This window comes from Bacillus sp. GW821-FHT01G09 (assembly GCF_059422205.1).
The window spans coordinates 13,521-30,663 of record NZ_JBWKWL010000005.1; the positions used below are offsets into that span (position 1 = coordinate 13,521).

Annotated in this window: 16 protein-coding genes and 5 tRNA genes; 15 read left to right on the forward strand and 6 right to left on the reverse strand. The window is 43.1% G+C overall.

Annotated elements, in window-relative coordinates:
• Positions 1 to 30: 30 nt before the first annotated feature.
• The 5 genes from AC07VD_RS16425 to AC07VD_RS16445 form a co-directional block, all read right to left on the reverse strand.
• Positions 31 to 1,398, reverse strand: coding sequence for a PTS transporter subunit EIIC (locus tag AC07VD_RS16425; RefSeq protein ID WP_134156043.1), 1,368 nt, complete (start codon positions 1,396 to 1,398; stop codon positions 31 to 33).
• 25 nt (positions 1,399 to 1,423) lie between these two features.
• Positions 1,424 to 2,275 (reverse strand): MurR/RpiR family transcriptional regulator, encoded by an 852-nt coding sequence (locus AC07VD_RS16430; RefSeq protein WP_041335151.1) that lies wholly within the window; start codon positions 2,273 to 2,275, stop codon positions 1,424 to 1,426.
• A gap of 16 nt (positions 2,276 to 2,291) precedes the next feature.
• Positions 2,292 to 3,206, reverse strand: a complete 915-nt coding sequence (gene murQ, locus AC07VD_RS16435) for an N-acetylmuramic acid 6-phosphate etherase (RefSeq protein WP_021481934.1) — start codon at positions 3,204 to 3,206, stop codon at positions 2,292 to 2,294.
• 109 nt (positions 3,207 to 3,315) lie between these two features.
• The gene (locus tag AC07VD_RS16440; protein WP_014475628.1) at positions 3,316 to 3,798 is read right to left on the reverse strand and encodes a GNAT family N-acetyltransferase; all 483 of its coding nucleotides are present in this window, start codon (positions 3,796 to 3,798) and stop codon (positions 3,316 to 3,318) included.
• A gap of 13 nt (positions 3,799 to 3,811) precedes the next feature.
• Positions 3,812 to 4,267, reverse strand: coding sequence for a 2-thiouracil desulfurase family protein (locus AC07VD_RS16445; RefSeq protein WP_003234960.1), 456 nt, complete (start codon positions 4,265 to 4,267; stop codon positions 3,812 to 3,814).
• A gap of 179 nt (positions 4,268 to 4,446) precedes the next feature.
• Between AC07VD_RS16445 and AC07VD_RS16450 the strand changes: the two genes are divergently transcribed.
• The 12 genes from AC07VD_RS16450 (at position 4,447) to AC07VD_RS16505 (ending at position 12,511) form a co-directional block, all read left to right on the forward strand.
• Positions 4,447 to 4,521 (forward strand) — tRNA-Glu (locus AC07VD_RS16450).
• Between the two features lie 3 nt (positions 4,522 to 4,524).
• A tRNA-Val gene (locus tag AC07VD_RS16455) sits at positions 4,525 to 4,600 on the forward strand.
• Positions 4,601 to 4,604: 4 nt separating this feature from the next.
• Positions 4,605 to 4,677, forward strand: a tRNA-Thr gene (locus tag AC07VD_RS16460).
• Positions 4,678 to 4,699: 22 nt separating this feature from the next.
• Positions 4,700 to 4,784, forward strand: a tRNA-Tyr gene (locus tag AC07VD_RS16465).
• Positions 4,785 to 4,788: 4 nt separating this feature from the next.
• A tRNA-Gln gene (locus AC07VD_RS16470) sits at positions 4,789 to 4,860 on the forward strand.
• Between the two features lie 230 nt (positions 4,861 to 5,090).
• A complete protein-coding gene (gene sigW / locus AC07VD_RS16475; RefSeq protein ID WP_014478649.1) occupies positions 5,091 to 5,654 on the forward strand; it encodes an RNA polymerase sigma factor SigW in 564 nt (187 codons plus the stop codon).
• Between the two features lie 13 nt (positions 5,655 to 5,667).
• Positions 5,668 to 6,294: an anti-sigma-W factor RsiW gene (gene rsiW, locus AC07VD_RS16480; protein ID WP_003234951.1), complete on the forward strand. Its 627-nt coding sequence runs from the start codon at positions 5,668 to 5,670 to the stop codon at positions 6,292 to 6,294.
• Between the two features lie 160 nt (positions 6,295 to 6,454).
• Positions 6,455 to 7,276 carry a diadenylate cyclase CdaA gene (cdaA, locus tag AC07VD_RS16485; RefSeq protein ID WP_003223651.1) on the forward strand — a complete coding sequence of 274 codons (822 nt, stop codon included), beginning with the start codon at positions 6,455 to 6,457 and terminating at the stop codon, positions 7,274 to 7,276.
• Positions 7,269 to 8,723, forward strand: coding sequence for a CdaA regulatory protein CdaR (gene cdaR / locus AC07VD_RS16490; RefSeq protein ID WP_024571951.1), 1,455 nt, complete (start codon positions 7,269 to 7,271; stop codon positions 8,721 to 8,723). The genes cdaA and cdaR overlap by 8 nt, the downstream gene beginning before the upstream one ends.
• An 18-nt stretch (positions 8,724 to 8,741) precedes the next feature.
• The gene (gene glmM / locus AC07VD_RS16495) at positions 8,742 to 10,088 is read left to right on the forward strand and encodes a phosphoglucosamine mutase (protein WP_494721849.1); all 1,347 of its coding nucleotides are present in this window, start codon (positions 8,742 to 8,744) and stop codon (positions 10,086 to 10,088) included.
• A gap of 433 nt (positions 10,089 to 10,521) precedes the next feature.
• Positions 10,522 to 12,324, forward strand: coding sequence for a glutamine--fructose-6-phosphate transaminase (isomerizing) (glmS, locus tag AC07VD_RS16500; protein ID WP_015252962.1), 1,803 nt, complete (start codon positions 10,522 to 10,524; stop codon positions 12,322 to 12,324).
• A gap of 46 nt (positions 12,325 to 12,370) precedes the next feature.
• Complete coding sequence (locus AC07VD_RS16505) at positions 12,371 to 12,511, forward strand: hypothetical protein (RefSeq protein WP_124060157.1); 141 nt, start codon at positions 12,371 to 12,373, stop codon at positions 12,509 to 12,511.
• A 242-nt stretch (positions 12,512 to 12,753) separates the two neighbouring features.
• On the opposite strand, the gene alkA is transcribed toward AC07VD_RS16505, so the two are convergent.
• Positions 12,754 to 13,665, reverse strand: coding sequence for a DNA-3-methyladenine glycosidase II (gene alkA, locus AC07VD_RS16510; protein WP_124060156.1), 912 nt, complete (start codon positions 13,663 to 13,665; stop codon positions 12,754 to 12,756).
• 272 nt (positions 13,666 to 13,937) lie between these two features.
• On the opposite strand from alkA, the gene adaA reads away from it, so the two are divergent.
• From adaA to AC07VD_RS16525, 3 genes are all read left to right on the forward strand, one after another.
• Positions 13,938 to 14,573: a bifunctional transcriptional activator/DNA repair enzyme AdaA gene (gene adaA / locus AC07VD_RS16515; protein ID WP_124060155.1), complete on the forward strand. Its 636-nt coding sequence runs from the start codon at positions 13,938 to 13,940 to the stop codon at positions 14,571 to 14,573.
• On the forward strand, positions 14,560 to 15,099 hold the full coding sequence (adaB, locus tag AC07VD_RS16520) for a methylated-DNA--[protein]-cysteine S-methyltransferase (protein ID WP_124060154.1): 540 nt from the start codon (positions 14,560 to 14,562) through the stop codon (positions 15,097 to 15,099). Before adaA ends, adaB begins: the two co-directional genes overlap by 14 nt.
• Positions 15,100 to 15,617: 518 nt before the next feature.
• A complete protein-coding gene (locus tag AC07VD_RS16525) occupies positions 15,618 to 17,135 on the forward strand; it encodes an NADH dehydrogenase subunit 5 (protein ID WP_217018708.1) in 1,518 nt (505 codons plus the stop codon).
• Positions 17,136 to 17,143: the final 8 nt, after the last annotated feature.

The window sequence follows — 17,143 nt, forward strand, 5'->3', positions numbered from 1 at the left end:
CCCGTTTACTATCCCTAAAACAGAAACAATTTAATCGAACTGAGAAGCCATTTCATCTTTATATCCGAATGCATAGGTCAATAAAAAACCGGCCGCATAGGAAATAAAGAGCCCAACGATATACAGGATGATTTGCGAAGGCAGGACTAGAAAGGAAAGCGGCAGTCCGGAGACACCAATCGCAATGGTGGCTACTTGAAAATACGCTTGAAAGGCGCCGCCGATTCCAGCTCCTAAACATGCTGTTAAAAACGGACGGCCAAGCGGCAGCGTGACTCCGAAAATAAGCGGTTCACCAATGCCGAGCAGTCCCGATGGAAGCCCGCCGGCGATTGCTTTCCTCAGTGTTGTTTTTTTCGTCTTCACGAAAACGGCAAAGGCCGCGCCTACCTGTCCTGCACCTCCCATAGCCAAAATAGGGAGCAGAGGATCATTGCCAATTGAATTGATCAGTTCCATGTGCACAGGCGTCAAGCCTTGATGCAGTCCGGTTACGACGAGAGGAAGGAAGGTTGCGCCCAGAATAAAGCCTGCAGCGATGCCGCCGATGTCCAGGATGGACAGAAGGCCGGATGTAATGGCATCAGAAATGAATCCGCCTAAAGGCATAAATACGACATACGTTACGATTCCGGTGATTAACAGTGAAACGGTGGGTGTGACAATGATATCGAGTGATTGAGGAATAAAACGGCGAATAAATTGTTCGGTGTAAGCAATGAATATGGCTGCGAAAAGGACGCCGATCAGACCTCCCCTGCCCGGGAGAAGCTCTTCTCCAAATAAACTGATTTTTACGATCTCCGGATTGATAATCAAGATCCCGGCCAAAGCCCCAAGTGCGGGTGTCCCGCCAAATTCTTTCGAAGCGTTAATACCGACGAGAATGCCGAGATAAGTGAACAGCCCTGATCCGATGACTGTCAGGATAACCGCAATTTGTGAGTCTGCAGAGAGCCAGCCTGCTTGAATAATTGCTTTGGTAATCCCAGTAATTAAACCGGAAGCGACTAGAGCGGGAATAAGAGGGATAAAAATGCTGGCAATTTTACGTAAGAAAAGTTTGAAAGGAGTGGCGTTTTTTCGATTGATATCGGCTTTCTTTTTGGCCGCTGCTTCTTTGACATCGGCACCTTCTTCTGCTGACACGAGCTTTGAGAAAGCAGCTGTAACATGATTGACAACTCCTGTGCCGAGGATAATTTGTAAGGTTTCAGCTTCAACGACCCCCAATACGCCGTCAAGCTTTCTTAAAGCCTGAGCATCCGCTTTGCTTTCATCGTAAGGCGTAATGCGCAGGCGTGTCATGCAATGCGTATATGAAGAAATATTGGATTTTCCTCCGCATAACTCAAGGATTTTCTGTGCGAGATGATGGTAGTTATTTTCTTTGCTCATTAAAACCCCTCCCCTTCAAGATGCCTTATTTTTTTCTCATAGATTGGATGGCTGCTCTCGTTTTATCTATATAACCGGTTGTCGTTTCATACTGCTCAGCCGCCATGCCTAAAAACAAAACATCAATTATAAAAAGCTGGGCGAGGCGGGAGGAAGTGGCTGCACTTCGAATCAAGGCTTCATTGGAATGGGCTGTATACAAAGGGACATCAGCCAGTGCGGAGACGGATGTCTGACTGAATTGTGTGAGGCTGATCGTTGTGATGCCTTTTTCCTTGGCCATGGCAAACAGTTCAATGATTTCCTGTGTCTCTCCTGAAAACGAAATGGCGAATACGATGTCGTCTTTATCTGCATTTGCGATTAAAGATGCCACAAGATGAGTGTCTGTAAACGCGGTTGCTTGTTTATGAATGCGAAGCCACTTTTGCTGGGCGTCCTTGGCGACAATGCCGGAAGCCCCGAGGCCGATAAAATGCACGGTATGAGCTTTGAGAAGCAGAGAAACCGCTCGTTCAAGCTCTTTGTAGTCCATCAGGTCTGAAGTATCCTGAATGGCTTGAATGGCATTGCCGGCCGTTTTTTCGGAAATGGAGGGCAGCGGCTCGTGGGGAACAATATCCCGGTAGCCCTGAAACGTAGGCTTTGCCAGATCGCCCGCTACTCTCATTTTTAAATCTTGAAATCCTTTTAAACCGAGTGATTTGCAGAGCCTGATGACGGCAGCGTCACTTGAATTGGCTAAGGCGCTGATTTCGTTGACCGTGCTTTCGATTGCTTTGTGGGGATGGGCTAGGATATAATCTGCAAGTTTGCGCTCGGATGGAGGGAGCTTATGCTTCATTGATTGGATGATCGCTAAACCGCCTGTGGCCATTCTAGTTCTCTCCTTATCATGGATGGTAATGTTCGATTGCTTTGTCAATGAAACCGTTCGCTTCATCGAGTAATGTCTTTGCTTGTTTCTGATCTGTGCTTGTTTTGAGCATGACGATTGCTGTTTTGACGTGATGATCGGCTTGTTCCAGAGTGTATCTGGCTGTGTCGTATGAAGCGTTTGTAAGGCTTTGGATAATGCTGATGGCGCGTTCTTTTAGTTTTTTGTTGCTGACGTTGACGTCTACCATCAAGTTTTCGTAAACCTTGCCGATTTTGACCATTACAGCGGTAGATATCATGTTTAGAATCATTTTATGAGCGGTTGCGGCTTTCATACGTGTTGATCCTGTAATGGCCTCAGGTCCGACGACAACCTCAATGCTGTGATCCGCATCCTTGCTGATGGCGGAATTTTCATTGCAAGTAAGGGCGATGGTGTGTGCTCCGACTTTGCGGGCGTATCTTAGGGCGCCTGCGGCGTACGGTGTGCGGCCGCTTGCTGCGATGGCAATGACGGTGTCATTTGAAGTGAGCTGTATGTTTCTTAAATCTTCAGCTCCTGCTTCTTCACTGTCTTCAATGCCCTCTGCTGCCTGTAAAAAGGCTTTGGGGCCTCCAGCCATGATTCCGATGACCTGATCTGGGCTTACGCTGTAGGTGGGAGGACATTCAACAGCATCCATGACGCCGAGTCTGCCACTTGTGCCGGCGCCTGTATATATGAGCCGGCCTCCATTTTGAAACGATTCATATGCGCAGTCTACAGCTGTTTTGATGTCGGGGAGAACCTCCTGAACGGCTGCAGCGACTTTCATATCTTCGTTGTTGATCATTTTGAGGATGCCGAGAGTGTTTGCTTTGTGGATTTCAACTGTTTGGCTATTGCGTGATTCCGTTGTAAGACGGTGAAGGTTTAATGGTTCTGACATGAGGATGCCCCCTGTTTTAAAATGATATATCTCAATATTCAGTATATTCATCTCTGTTATGATATTTCAACTATGTTTTTAAATTTTTGAAATTTTATTTCACTCAAGACTATAAGAAATGATGAAGGATCAACTGTTCTCCAAGCGGGCCGATTCTTCGCCGTCCTTTATCAAGGAACCCGCTTTTCATATAAAGGTGTTTTGCGCGTATGTTCAGATGATTGACGGCCAAGATGATTTCGTCGCACCATGGAAAATATCCGCTCACAAAAGCGGGAAGCAAAAGCATGGCTTTTTTCGCATAGCCTTTTCCGTGATGCACAGCGTTTAAAGACAGGGAGCTGAGCAGTAAAGCAAATGGATTGTTAGAATAAGAAGCAAGCGTTTCTTTTGATGCATGTAAAATGAAAAAACCGACTGGAAGGTCGTCTTTTAAGATGACAACCGGGTATCGGTCCTGTATGCCCAGAGCCTGAGACAGCACCTCTTTCGGGAGGGAGGTAAAGCGTTTGTCATCGTTGGTGAGCGTGAATGATTGGAGCTCGGGCAAGTGTTCAGGCTTATAGAAGGATAAAGAAATGTCTTGAGTCATGGGGGTGGCCTCCTTACAATATGTCGTTAAGCTCGTTTTCCGAAATGACGCGGTAGCCCGCTTGTTTTAACAGTGCGGCGGTTACTCCGCTGCCGGTGATTTTTTTGCCAGAGAATGTGCCGTTATAGATAAAACCGCTTCCGCAAGATGGACTGTTTTCTTTTAATATGACGGCAGAAGCGTTGATTTCTTTTGCGTAAGCCAATGTTTTCGCGGCGCCTTCCATATATAGTTCTGTGACGTCTTCTCCTGAAGCTGTCACGATTTTCGCTGTTCCATTGAGGACATCCTCGCCGGTGCCTCCTATGATTTCTGCGGGTTCGCGTGGGGTAGAGAAGCCGCCGAGAAGTTCAGGGCAAGCCATGACTGCTTTCTTTTCATCGACGAGTTTTCTGATTTTCTCCGACGCTGCGTGAGAGCCGTTATATCTGCATTCAATGCCTCCAAGGCAAGAACTGACTAGAATCATATTGGTTTCTCCTCTCTTGCTTTGCTTGTCTCTATCATAAAATAAATGGCTTTAGTTGGGAGGCTTTTTCAGTTAAAAAAGGAGTTAAAAAGTTTGAAAATAAAAAATTTAATTTTCCTCTTTACAAACAGGGGGTGACCTGTATATAATAACTTTTGTCAGCTCGACGAGAACACAACGGCCCGTTGGTCAAGCGGTTAAGACACCGCCCTTTCACGGCGGTAACACGGGTTCGAATCCCGTACGGGTCACCATTTGGAGGATTAGCTCAGCTGGGAGAGCATCTGCCTTACAAGCAGAGGGTCGGCGGTTCGAGCCCGTCATCCTCCACCATCTTGCCGGTGTAGCTCAATTGGTAGAGCAACTGACTTGTAATCAGTAGGTTGGGGGTTCAAGTCCTCTTGCCGGCACTGTTTTTTCAAAATTTTATGTGGAGGGGTAGCGAAGTGGCTAAACGCGGCGGACTGTAAATCCGCTCCCTCAGGGTTCGGCAGTTCGAATCTGCCCCCCTCCACCATTATTGGGCTATAGCCAAGCGGTAAGGCAACGGACTTTGACTCCGTCATGCGTTGGTTCGAATCCAGCTAGCCCAGTCACAGACACCTTTGATCAAAAGGTGTCTTTTTTCTTTTCGGAAAAATCATTCCAACTTCTAACTGTTCAGTCTGTATAATAATTTTAAAAATATGTTAAGGTAGTTTATTCACGAATTACCATCTACACCCTGCCAAAAATTTGATAAACTTATTTTATAAAAAAATTGAAACCTTTTGAAACGAAGCTCGTATACATACAGACCGGTGAAGGCAGAGGTTAGATAAATATGGAAATGATGATTAAAAAAAGAATTAAACAAGTCAAAAAAGGCGACCAGAATGCATTTGCGGACATCGTAGATATTTACAAAGATAAAATTTATCAGCTTTGCTACCGTATGCTTGGCAATGTGCATGAGGCGGAGGATATTGCACAGGAAGCTTTCATCAGAGCGTACGTTAATATCGACAGTTTTGATATTAACCGGAAATTTTCAACTTGGCTTTATCGAATCGCGACCAATTTGACCATTGACCGCATTCGCAAAAAGAAGCCGGATTATTACCTCGATGCAGAGGTGGCTGGTACGGAAGGCTTGACCATGTATTCTCAAATCGCCGCAGATGGTGTTTTGCCTGAAGATGCAGTTGTGTCGCTGGAGCTCTCAAACACGATACAGCAGAAAATTTTAAAGCTTCCTGACAAATACAGAACAGTCATCGTATTAAAGTATATTGACGAACTCTCATTAATTGAAATCGGGGAGATTCTAAACATTCCTGTGGGGACTGTGAAAACGCGGATTCACAGAGGCAGAGAGGCTCTTAGAAAACAATTAAGGGATCTTTAAGTGGGGTGATGAAATGAGCTGTCCTGAACAAATTGTGCAGCTTATGCATATGCATCTTGATGGAGATATCCTTCCAAAAGATGAACACGTATTAAATGAACATCTGGAGACATGCGAGAAATGCAGAAAGCATTTTTACGAGATGGAGAAATCCATAGCGCTTGTACGGAGCACATCGCATGTCGAAGCCCCCGCGGATTTTACCGCTAATGTCATGGCAAAATTGCCTAAGGAGAAGAAAAGAGCTTCTGTAAAAAGATGGTTCAGAACCCATCCCGTTATCGCAGCTGCTGCGGTATTCATCATTTTGATGGGCGGGGGTTTTTTTAACAGCTGGCATAATGACCACAATTTCAGCGTGTCCAAGCAGCCGAATCTTGTGGTTCATAACCATACTGTGACCGTACCAGAAGGTGAGACGGTCAAAGGTGATGTCACTGTCAAAAACGGCAAGCTGATTATTAAAGGCAAAATAGACGGGGATGTAACCGTCGTAAACGGCGAAAAGTATATGGCCTCTGCTGGACAAGTCACCGGTCAGATTGAAGAAATCAATCAATTATTCGACTGGACATGGTACAAGATGAAGTCTGCGGGGAAAAGTGTACTCGATGCATTCAATCCGAACGGAGAAGAGTAAAGCGCGTTAGCCGCTTTGCTCTTTTTTTGCGGGCTGAGAGCGCTGGCACATTTCACTTGCTAAATCGAAATGTGGTATAATGGGCTCGCTATGTAAAGTACATATGCGTAACACGTAAAACACAAAATACGAAATGACTGAAATCTTGGAGGACGAGGAAATGGCTTTTGAGGATATCCCTTTTTTGCAGTACCTCGGCAATGCCGTTGATATTCTCCTTGTTTGGTATGTGATATATAAATTGATTATGGTGATACGCGGCACGAAAGCGGTTCAGCTGTTAAAAGGAATTGTAGTCATCGTGCTTGTTCGTATGGCCAGCCAATATTTGGGCCTCAGCACACTTCAATGGCTGATGGACCAAGCGATAACATGGGGATTTTTAGCGATTATTATTATTTTTCAGCCTGAGCTGAGAAGAGCGCTTGAACAGCTAGGCCGCGGCCGCTTTTTTTCGAGGAGCGGCACGCCTGTTGAAGAAGCGCAGCAGAAAACGATTGAGGCCATTACAAAAGCGATCAATTATATGGCGAAACGCCGTATAGGCGCCTTGCTGACCATTGAGCGGGATACTGGAATGGGGGATTATATTGAGACCGGCATACCACTGAATGCCAAAGTCAGCTCTGAGCTGCTGATCAATATTTTTATCCCAAACACCCCGCTTCATGACGGTGCGGTGATTATGAAAAATAATGAAATTGCCGCGGCCGCCTGTTATCTGCCGCTTTCTGAGAGCCCGTTTATTTCAAAAGAACTGGGCACGCGGCACAGAGCGGCTGTCGGTATCAGTGAAGTAACAGACAGTTTGACGATTATTGTGTCTGAAGAGACCGGCGGCGTCAGTGTGGCAAAGAACGGCGACCTTCACAGAGAGCTTACAGAAGAAGCGCTGAAAGAAATGCTTGAAGCCGAGTTTAAGAAAAACACCAGAGACACTTCTTCTAACCGCTGGTATTGGAGGGGCAAGAAAAATGGATAAATTCTTAAACAACCGCTGGGCTGTGAAAATCATTGCTCTGCTTTTCGCGCTCTTGCTTTATGTGGCGGTTAACAGCAACCAAGCACCGACTCCGAAAAAACCGGGTGAATCTTTCTTTCCGACATCAACAACTGATGAAGCAACTCTGACTGATATTCCGGTTAAAGCGTATTATGATGATGAAAATTACGTCGTAACGGGTGTTCCGCAAACGGTTAATGTCACGATAAAAGGCTCGACAAGCGCCGTGAAAAAGGCTCGGCAGACCAAAAACTTTGAAATATATGCTGATATGGAACATTTGAAAACCGGCACACATAAGGTTGAGCTTAAGGCCAAAAACGTGTCGGATGGGCTGACAATCTCAATTAATCCGTCTGTTACGACAGTGACCATTCAGGAACGGACGACCAAAAGTTTTCCCGTAGAAGTGGAGTACTACAACAAAAGCAAGATGAAAAAAGGCTATTCTCCGGAGCAGCCGATTGTCAGTCCGAAAAATGTGCAGATTACCGGATCGAAAAATGTCATCGATAATATTTCTCTTGTAAAAGCTTCAGTGAATTTGGAAAACGCAGATGAAACGATTGAAAAGGAAGCGAAAGTGACTGTCTATGATAAAGACGGAAACGCGCTTCCTGTCGACGTGGAGCCCTCGGTCATCAAGATTACCGTTCCGGTGACAAGCCCGAGTAAAAAAGTGCCCTTTAAAATTGAACGGACAGGAAGCCTTCCTGACGGTGTCAGCATAGCGAATATTGAATCCAGCCCCAGTGAGGTAACGGTTTACGGCTCACAGGATGTGTTGGATTCTCTTGAATTTATTGACGGCGTCAGCTTAGATTTAAGTAAAATTAACAAGGATTCCGATATCGAGGCAGATATTCCGCTTCCTGACGGTGTCAAAAAAATCTCACCGTCAAAGGTGACTTTGCATATAGAAGTCGACAGTGAAGCGGATCAGAAGTTCGAGAATGTCCCTATCAAGACTGTAGGGCTGAGCAGCTCACAAAACATTGAATTTCTTGATCCTGAATCACAAGCGATAGATGTAACGGCTAAAGGCTCTCCCACGAATATAAATAAACTGAAAAAATCAGATATTGAATTGTATGTGAATGTTTCAGATTTAGAGGACGGGGAGCATAGCGTGAAGCTTGAAGTGAACGGGCCACAGAATGTAACTTGGTCCTTGGGGCGGAAAAACGCCAAAATCAAGCTGACGTCTAAGAAAAGCAATACATCAACGAATGATAACAGCAGCAATACATCAGGGAACCAGGATGACACAGATAAACAAACAAATGATCAAAAGAACAATCAGCAAGAAGATACAAAGAACACTGATAAAAACAACAACGATCAAAACCAAGACGAAAATAAAGATCAAAACCAAGATCAGGATGAGGATGAATCCACTGCAAATTCACAATCCTCATCGGAATAAAAAAGGAGCGATTATAAAATGGGCAAGTATTTTGGAACAGACGGTGTAAGAGGTGTCGCCAATAGTGAGCTTACACCTGAGCTGGCCTTTAAAGTCGGACGTTTCGGCGGTTATGTGCTGACAAAAGACAAACAACGTCCAAAAGTGCTGATAGGCCGCGATACACGCATCTCCGGCCATATGCTGGAGGGAGCCCTTGTCGCCGGACTTTTATCCATTGGCGCAGAAGTCATGCGCCTGGGTGTCATTTCTACACCAGGTGTATCTTATTTGACAAAAGCGATGGATGCAGAGGCGGGCGTCATGATTTCCGCTTCTCATAACCCAGTGCAGGATAACGGCATCAAATTCTTTGGGGGAGATGGATTTAAGCTTTCTGATGAACAAGAGGCTGAAATTGAGCGCCTGATGGACGAACCTGAGGATAAGCTGCCAAGACCTGTCGGAGCAGACCTTGGACTTGTAAACGATTATTTTGAAGGCGGACAAAAATATCTGCAATTCTTAAAACAGACAGCTGATGAAGATTTCACAGGCATTCATGTGGCATTGGACTGTGCCCATGGCGCAACGTCAGCCTTGGCGACACACCTGTTTGCTGATTTAGATGCAGATGTTTCTACAATGGGGACTTCCCCGAACGGATTAAACATTAATGACGGCGTCGGTTCGACTCATCCCGAAGCGCTCAGCGCGTTTGTCAAAGAGAAAAACGCGGATCTCGGTCTTGCGTTCGACGGTGACGGCGACCGCCTGATTGCTGTCGATGAAAAAGGAAATATTGTAGACGGCGACCAAATCATGTACATATGCTCAAAACATCTGAAATCAGAGGGCCGTTTAAAGGATGATACTTTGGTTTCAACCGTGATGAGCAACCTCGGCTTCTATAAGGCGCTCGAAAAAGAAGGCATCAAAAGCGTGCAGACAGCTGTCGGCGACCGCTACGTAGTAGAAGCAATGAAAAAAGACGGCTACAACGTCGGCGGAGAGCAGTCAGGACATCTTATTTTCCTTGATTACAACACGACAGGGGACGGTTTATTGTCTGCTATTATGCTGATGAACACTTTGAAAGCAACAGGCAAGCCGCTGTCAGAGCTTGCAGCTGAAATGCAGAAGTTCCCGCAGCTGTTAGTCAATGTGAGAGTGACTGATAAATATAAAGTTGAAGAAAATGAAAAAGTAAAAGCAGTTATTTCTGAAGTTGAAAAAGAAATGAACGGCGACGGCCGGATTTTGGTGCGCCCTTCAGGAACTGAACCGCTCGTCCGTGTCATGGCTGAAGCGAAGACGAAAGAGCTGTGCGATGAGTATGTCAATCGCATTGTTGAAGTCGTCCGGTCAGAAATGGGATTAGAGTAACGAAGTCTATTATCAGAGAGTGAACAAGACAAGCGAGGATTACATAAGATAATTGTGAGACATACGGCAAAGTTGTTTAAAAAACAATTGACCGTTTATGCCACATGTTGTAAAATCAAGCTTGTCTTGTTCTTATTTTCTCAATAGGAAAAGAAGACGGGATTATTGCTTTACCTATAATTATAGCGCCCGAACTAAGCGCCCGGAAAAAGGCTTAGTTGACGAGGATGGAGGTTATCGAATTTTCGGCGGATGCCTCCCGGCTGAGTATGCAGATCACAGCCGTAAGGATTTCTTCAAACCAAGGGGGTGACTCCTTGAACAAAGAGAAATCACATGATCTTCCAAAAAACATGTAGGAGGGGACGATTGAAAGTCCCCTTGAAATTTGACTTTCTTCGTCTCCTTTTACAATCTTAGGAGGAAGAAAAATATGTGTGGAATCGTAGGTTATATCGGTCAGCTTGATGCGAAGGAAATTTTATTAAAAGGGTTAGAGAAGCTTGAGTATCGCGGTTATGACTCTGCTGGTATTGCTGTTGCCAACGAACAGGGAATCCATGTGTTCAAAGAAAAAGGACGCATTGCAGATCTTCGTGAAGTTGTGGATGCCAATGTAGAAGCGAAAGCCGGAATTGGGCATACTCGCTGGGCTACACACGGCGAACCAAGCTATCTGAACGCTCACCCGCATCAAAGCGCACTGGGACGCTTTACACTTGTTCATAACGGCGTGATCGAGAACTATGTTCAGCTGAAGCAAGAGTATTTGCAAGATGTAGAGCTCAAAAGTGACACCGATACAGAAGTAGTCGTTCAAGTAATCGAGCAATTCGTCAATGGAGGACTTGAGACAGAAGAAGCGTTCCGCAAAACACTTACACTGTTAAAAGGCTCTTATGCAATTGCTTTATTCGATAACGACAACAGAGAAACGATTTTTGTAGCGAAAAACAAAAGCCCTCTATTAGTAGGTCTTGGAGATACATTCAACGTCGTAGCATCTGATGCAATGGCGATGCTTCAAGTAACCAACGAATATGTTGAGCTGATGGATAAAGAAATGGTTATCGTCACTGATGACCAAGTTGTCATCAAAAACCTTGATGGTGACGTGATTACACGTGCGTCTTATATTGCTGAGCTTGATGCCAGTGATATCGAAAAAGGCACGTACCCTCACTACATGTTGAAAGAAACGGATGAGCAGCCTGTTGTTATGCGCAAAATCATCCAAACGTATCAAGATGAAAACGGCAAGCTGTCTGTGCCTGGTGATATCGCTGCCGCTGTAGCGGAAGCGGACCGCATCTATATCATTGGCTGCGGAACAAGCTACCATGCAGGACTTGTCGGTAAACAATATATTGAAATGTGGGCAAACGTGCCGGTTGAAGTGCATGTAGCGAGTGAATTCTCCTACAACATGCCGCTTCTGTCTAAGAAACCGCTCTTCATTTTCCTTTCTCAAAGCGGAGAAACAGCAGACAGCCGCGCGGTTCTCGTTCAAGTCAAAGCACTCGGACACAAAGCCCTAACAATCACAAACGTACCTGGATCAACGCTTTCTCGTGAAGCTGACTATACATTGCTGCTTCATGCAGGCCCTGAGATCGCTGTTGCGTCAACGAAAGCATACACTGCACAAATTGCAGTTCTTGCGGTTCTTGCTTCTGTGGCTGCTGACAAAAACGGCATCGATATCGGATTTGACCTCGTCAAAGAACTCGGTATCGCTGCAAACGCAATGGAAGCTCTATGCGACCAGAAAGACGAAATGGAAATGATCGCCCGTGAATACCTGACTGTATCCAGAAACGCTTTCTTCATCGGACGCGGCCTTGACTACTTCGTATGTGTCGAAGGCGCACTGAAGCTGAAAGAGATTTCTTACATCCAGGCAGAAGGTTTTGCCGGCGGGGAGCTAAAGCACGGAACGATTGCCTTGATCGAACAAGGAACACCAGTATTCGCACTGGCAACTCAAGAGCACGTAAACCTAAGCATCCGCGGAAACGTCAAAGAAGTTGCCGCTCGCGGAGCAAACACATGCATCATCTCACTAAAAGGCCTAGACGATGCGGATGACAGATTCGTACTGCCGGAAGTAAACCCAGCGCTTGCTCCGTTGGTATCTGTTGTTCCATTGCAGCTGATCGCTTACTATGCTGCACTGCATCGCGGCTGTGATGTTGATAAACCGCGTAACCTTGCGAAGAGTGTTACTGTGGAGTAATAAATGTTTAACCCCTTTGGATAAGATTGTCTAAAGGGGTGTTTTTATGTCCAAAAGAGAAAGAACGTCTACAGTGGAAAAATGGATTAAAGAAGGTAATGGTACAGGACCCGACTATCGATCGGCCATGGCTATAGATTTAAGATGTTTCCTCATAAGGCCAGTTAACGAGCTTAAAAGGCTTTAAAACTAGTGACTGCATGAATTTTTCAGTGGAGCGAAATTGCTTTTACTTTCACCTGAATTTTCTTATGTAATAGCAGACCGGAGAGCCTATTGTAATGACAACAGATTTTTTATGACATTTAATAAGGGGCGAGAAATTCATGACATTAAAATGAAAGATGAAAAGAGAATGTACTTGTGGGCCTTAGGTTTTAAAATTCATTCTTTTGTTATTGAGTACATTCCGGTTTAAGTTGAAATGATTCAGTAAAGAACACGCCATAAATAAAAGGTAGCGTATGATTGCCATTCTTTCCATGGAACCGATATTTCTAAGATTTCATCTTTCGTAGGCTTTCGGTTCATATTACGTAATATTTTTATCGAATGAATAAGACCCACATCATCGATTGGAAAAGCTGTCGGGAACCTAAGGCAGCGCATTAGAACATAATTGGCTGTCCAAGGACCGATTCCTCGTATTTTAATTAAGTTTTTTTCAGCATCTTTAAAGTTCATTTTCATTAATTTTTCCCTCGATAATTCTCCACTTGCCATTAATCTGGCTATTCCAATGATATATTCACTTTTTTTTACCGTCATTTTAATATCTGCCAGGTCGGTAGGGGTTAACCGTGCAATTCGTTCGTACGGTGGGAACACCCAATACTTTATACCATTCCATTCAATATAATCGCCAAATGCTTCTACAAATTGCTTCTTTAAGGAGTACGCGAAGGCTAAGTTAATTTGTTGTCCTAAAACTCCCCAACATAAAGCTTCAAATAAATCGGGAATGCCGATAACTCGCAACCCATAAAATTTTCGGGCAGGCATTTTAAGTAATGGATCTGCTTTTGCCATTTCATAAAATGGTGTTAAATCGTTATCAAGATCAAACCATTCATGAATATATTTTACAATCTCTTCCCGTTTCCACTGCTCAACAGGTCTAGAATCGTTTAGGAATTGAACAACCATTTGTTTATTATTGATTACGCTTACCTGCACTAAGGACCGAATTTCCCCAATGGCTATAACTTTTGTAATGATATTGTTCTCTATTTCATACATGCACTCATTTTTTTCTCTGGTTAGATAGCCTAGGTTCGCATTCATGTCGAAAATTTCAGGTAATGTAATGACAATAACATCATTGACTTCATGCCATGTCACTTTTTCATTCTCCTTATCTTAAATAATTATAAGAAAACTCACGCTGGTTGAAATTAGTTTATCACATAATCATCTTTACTCATTTTGTTATCTTGCTATTACATTCTAACCACCTTATTTTTTTCTATTTATGAGGTTATAGTGTAGTTATCAAGAATGCTAAACGGGAGTAGATAAAAATGGCCCAAGATATAAAAAACGCGTGTCGAAAATTTAAATTGGGATTCAATTCAAACTGAATTAGATGAGCATTGTAAGGAGAGGTGAGATAAATGCCGGATAGTATCAATAACGGACATAAAGAGAGCCATGAGCATAGAATTTCGAGTGATGTAGAAATGATAACAGATGAAAAGTGGCAAGCAATTATAAATAATGATGCAGCGTACAATAATCAATTTTTCTACGCTGTAAAATCGACAGGGATATTCTGTAAACCATCCTGTAAATCTCGCGTTCCGAAAAAAGAAAATGTATGCATTTTTCCAAACGCAGAACAAGCTCTCCGCGCAAATTTTCGACCTTGTAAACGTTGCAAGCCCACTAATGAAAAAATGCCTGATAGCGAGTGGGTTGATCTAATTACTGAATACATTGATAAAAATTTCACAGAAAAATTAACGCTAGAATCGTTAGCAGATATTTGTCATGGGAGTCCGTATCATATGCATCGAACATTTAAAAAGATTAAAGGCATTACGCTGGTTGAGTATATACAACAAGTTAGAGTACACGCGGCTAAAAAGTATTTGATTCAGACAAATAAATCGATTGGAGATATCGCTATATGTGTGGGTATAGCTAACGCGCCTTATTTTATTACTTTATTTAAAAAGAAAACTGGACAGACACCAGCACAATTTCGTCAAATGAGTAAAATGGAGGAAACGTACAATGGAAACAAATAAACCAACCCTTTATTGGTCTTTACTAATGTTCAAGGATTGGAATTTTTACATTGCTTCAACTTTAAAGGGGCTTGTGTTTGTAGGTTCACAGAACAAACCAATCGAGGAATTGTTCGAATGGGCTAGGAAACGCTTTCCGGGAAGTCTTCTTGTTGAAGATGATGATAAGCTTGAACCCTATGCCGTTGAAATCACTCAATATCTAGAAGGAAAGCGGAAAAACTTTACTGTTCCAGTTGAGTACGCCGGTACGCAATTTCAGCTAGCAGTCTGGAATGCACTTTGTGAAATTCCTTATGGACAGACGAAATCCTATTCCGACATTGCAAATGAAATAAATAAACCAGCAGCTGTTCGTGCTGTAGGTGCGGCTATTGGGGCTAATCCGGTATTAATTACTGTACCGTGCCATCGTGTAATAGGAAAGAATGGCTCATTAACTGGCTATCGGGGCAGATTCGAAATGAAGACACTGCTCCTCGATCTGGAAAAGCGAGCTTCATCTGAAATGGATGTTCCTCATTGAAAGTGAATCATCTATAATGGGTTGGATTCTTTTAGAGGAAAGTAAAGACCAGTTTACTGATAAACTTGACAACTTTTAAAATTTAGCATATCTTATACGTAACTTAATAATCGATGCAGATGTTTATTTTTCCTTTTAAAATATGTAGGCCTTTAGCATTCTTTTCATATTTAATTTTAAATATTGATAGGATGAAAAAGTATCCTAATAAAAAAGGAAGAGAACATGAGTCGATTTATTTGATAATCAGGACTATATTAAAGGAAATGAAAACATAGCATAAAGTAAAGACCAATAATAAGGTAGCACTTCAAAAAACTTCGCTGAAGTTAGTTGAAGTGAAGCCGACAATTTTCAGGATTCAATGATCTAACATAATCATTGAAATTTTGAAGTTGTCGGCTTTTTTGTTGGAAAAAAATAGAGATAAATAAAAATTGAAATAAATAATAGACAAATATGATCTGATTGAAAGGTCTTTTGAACAATAATGAGTTTTAAAAAAGGGAGAATTTAGAATGTTAGTTTCGCTGAGTTTGTCATCATTATTAACATTATTTTTTATTATGCTTATGGCTTCTGGGATAAGTGGACTATTGTTTTTACATCCGCGAGTACCCTTGAGTTTTGTTCGCATTCATATTGGGATCTTGGCTTTACCACTTTTGGTTTCCTTACTGATTCTTGCCAATAGTGGTGTGAGTGGAAATGTTGGCCCTTGGCACTTAGATTCCTTAGCTTGTTTAATGACTTTCTTTGTTCTTGCAATTGGATTCATCATTCAGCGTTTTTCTGTACGTTACTTAATGGGGGATCGATCTTATCGAAAATATTTTACGCTTTTTACTTTCACAACAGGTGCTGCTTCAATGACATGGTTAAGTGGCGATCTCCGCTTGATGGTTCTATTTTGGGGAGCAACTCTTGTTGGTTTAACCTTACTTATTAGGTTAAACAGTGCTTGGCAAGTGGCTAGTGAAGCAGCCAAGGTTTCTGGCCGCTTATTTTTGTTAAGTTGGTTTTCTCTGTTTTTCGCAATGATGTGGCTTTTTCATGCCACAGGTCAATGGCAGTTATCATTGGTTGTAACAAATGAAAGTTTAGCTGGGCTGGGAGAATGGGAGAGAACAGGGATTCAGCTATTGATTGTACTGGCGGTGATCATTCCTGCAGCTCAATGGCCATTCCAAAGATGGTTGGTTGAGTCTATTGTTGCTCCAACCCCTGTTTCTGCAATTATGCATGCAGGTTTAGTAAATGCTGGAGGAATAATACTAACTCGATTTTCACCTCTATTTCATGGTAGTATCGCTTCGATTATCTTACTTCTGCTTGCTGGCATTTCTGTATTGATTGGAACTGGAATTAGTTTAGTCCAGGTTGATTATAAACGCCAGTTAGTAGGCTCCACGATTGGACAAATGGGGTTTATGCTCATTCAGTGTGCATTAGGCGCCTATATAGCAGCCATTATTCATCTTATTTTACATGGTTTATTCAAGGCTACGTTGTTTCTACAAGCTGGTTCAGCAGTAGGGCGTCATGAAGTATCGGCTCGTACTAATGAAAGAACATCCTATTTATGGGTCATGGCTGGTCGGATTTTATCCTTAGTTATAGGTGTTGCTTTTTGGCTCACTGCTCCTGGAGAGGGATATCAATTCATTAGTGCGCTGATCTTAGGGTGGTCATTGTCCGTTTCTTGGACTCAGCTTGTCGCTTTTGGAGAGGGCCGAATTGGCCGAATTGCCGGCTTAACTGTTTTAGGAGGAGCAGCCCTCGTATATTTTATCATTCATAACCTTTTCTATAAGTGGCTGCATACAACCATTTTTCAAAGTGTTCAACCTCCAATGTCAGCTGTCATGATTGTCGTATGTCTCTTACTATTTGGCAGTGCTTTAGGTACGTGGGTTGCTCGTCATCGTTCTTCCGTTTTTTTCGCGGTACTCTATCTTTGGTTAGTCCGATTAGGTGAAGCAAAACCAAAGTCAGTAGAGAGTCACCCAGACTACCTTAAACAATATATTTCATAAGGAGCTAA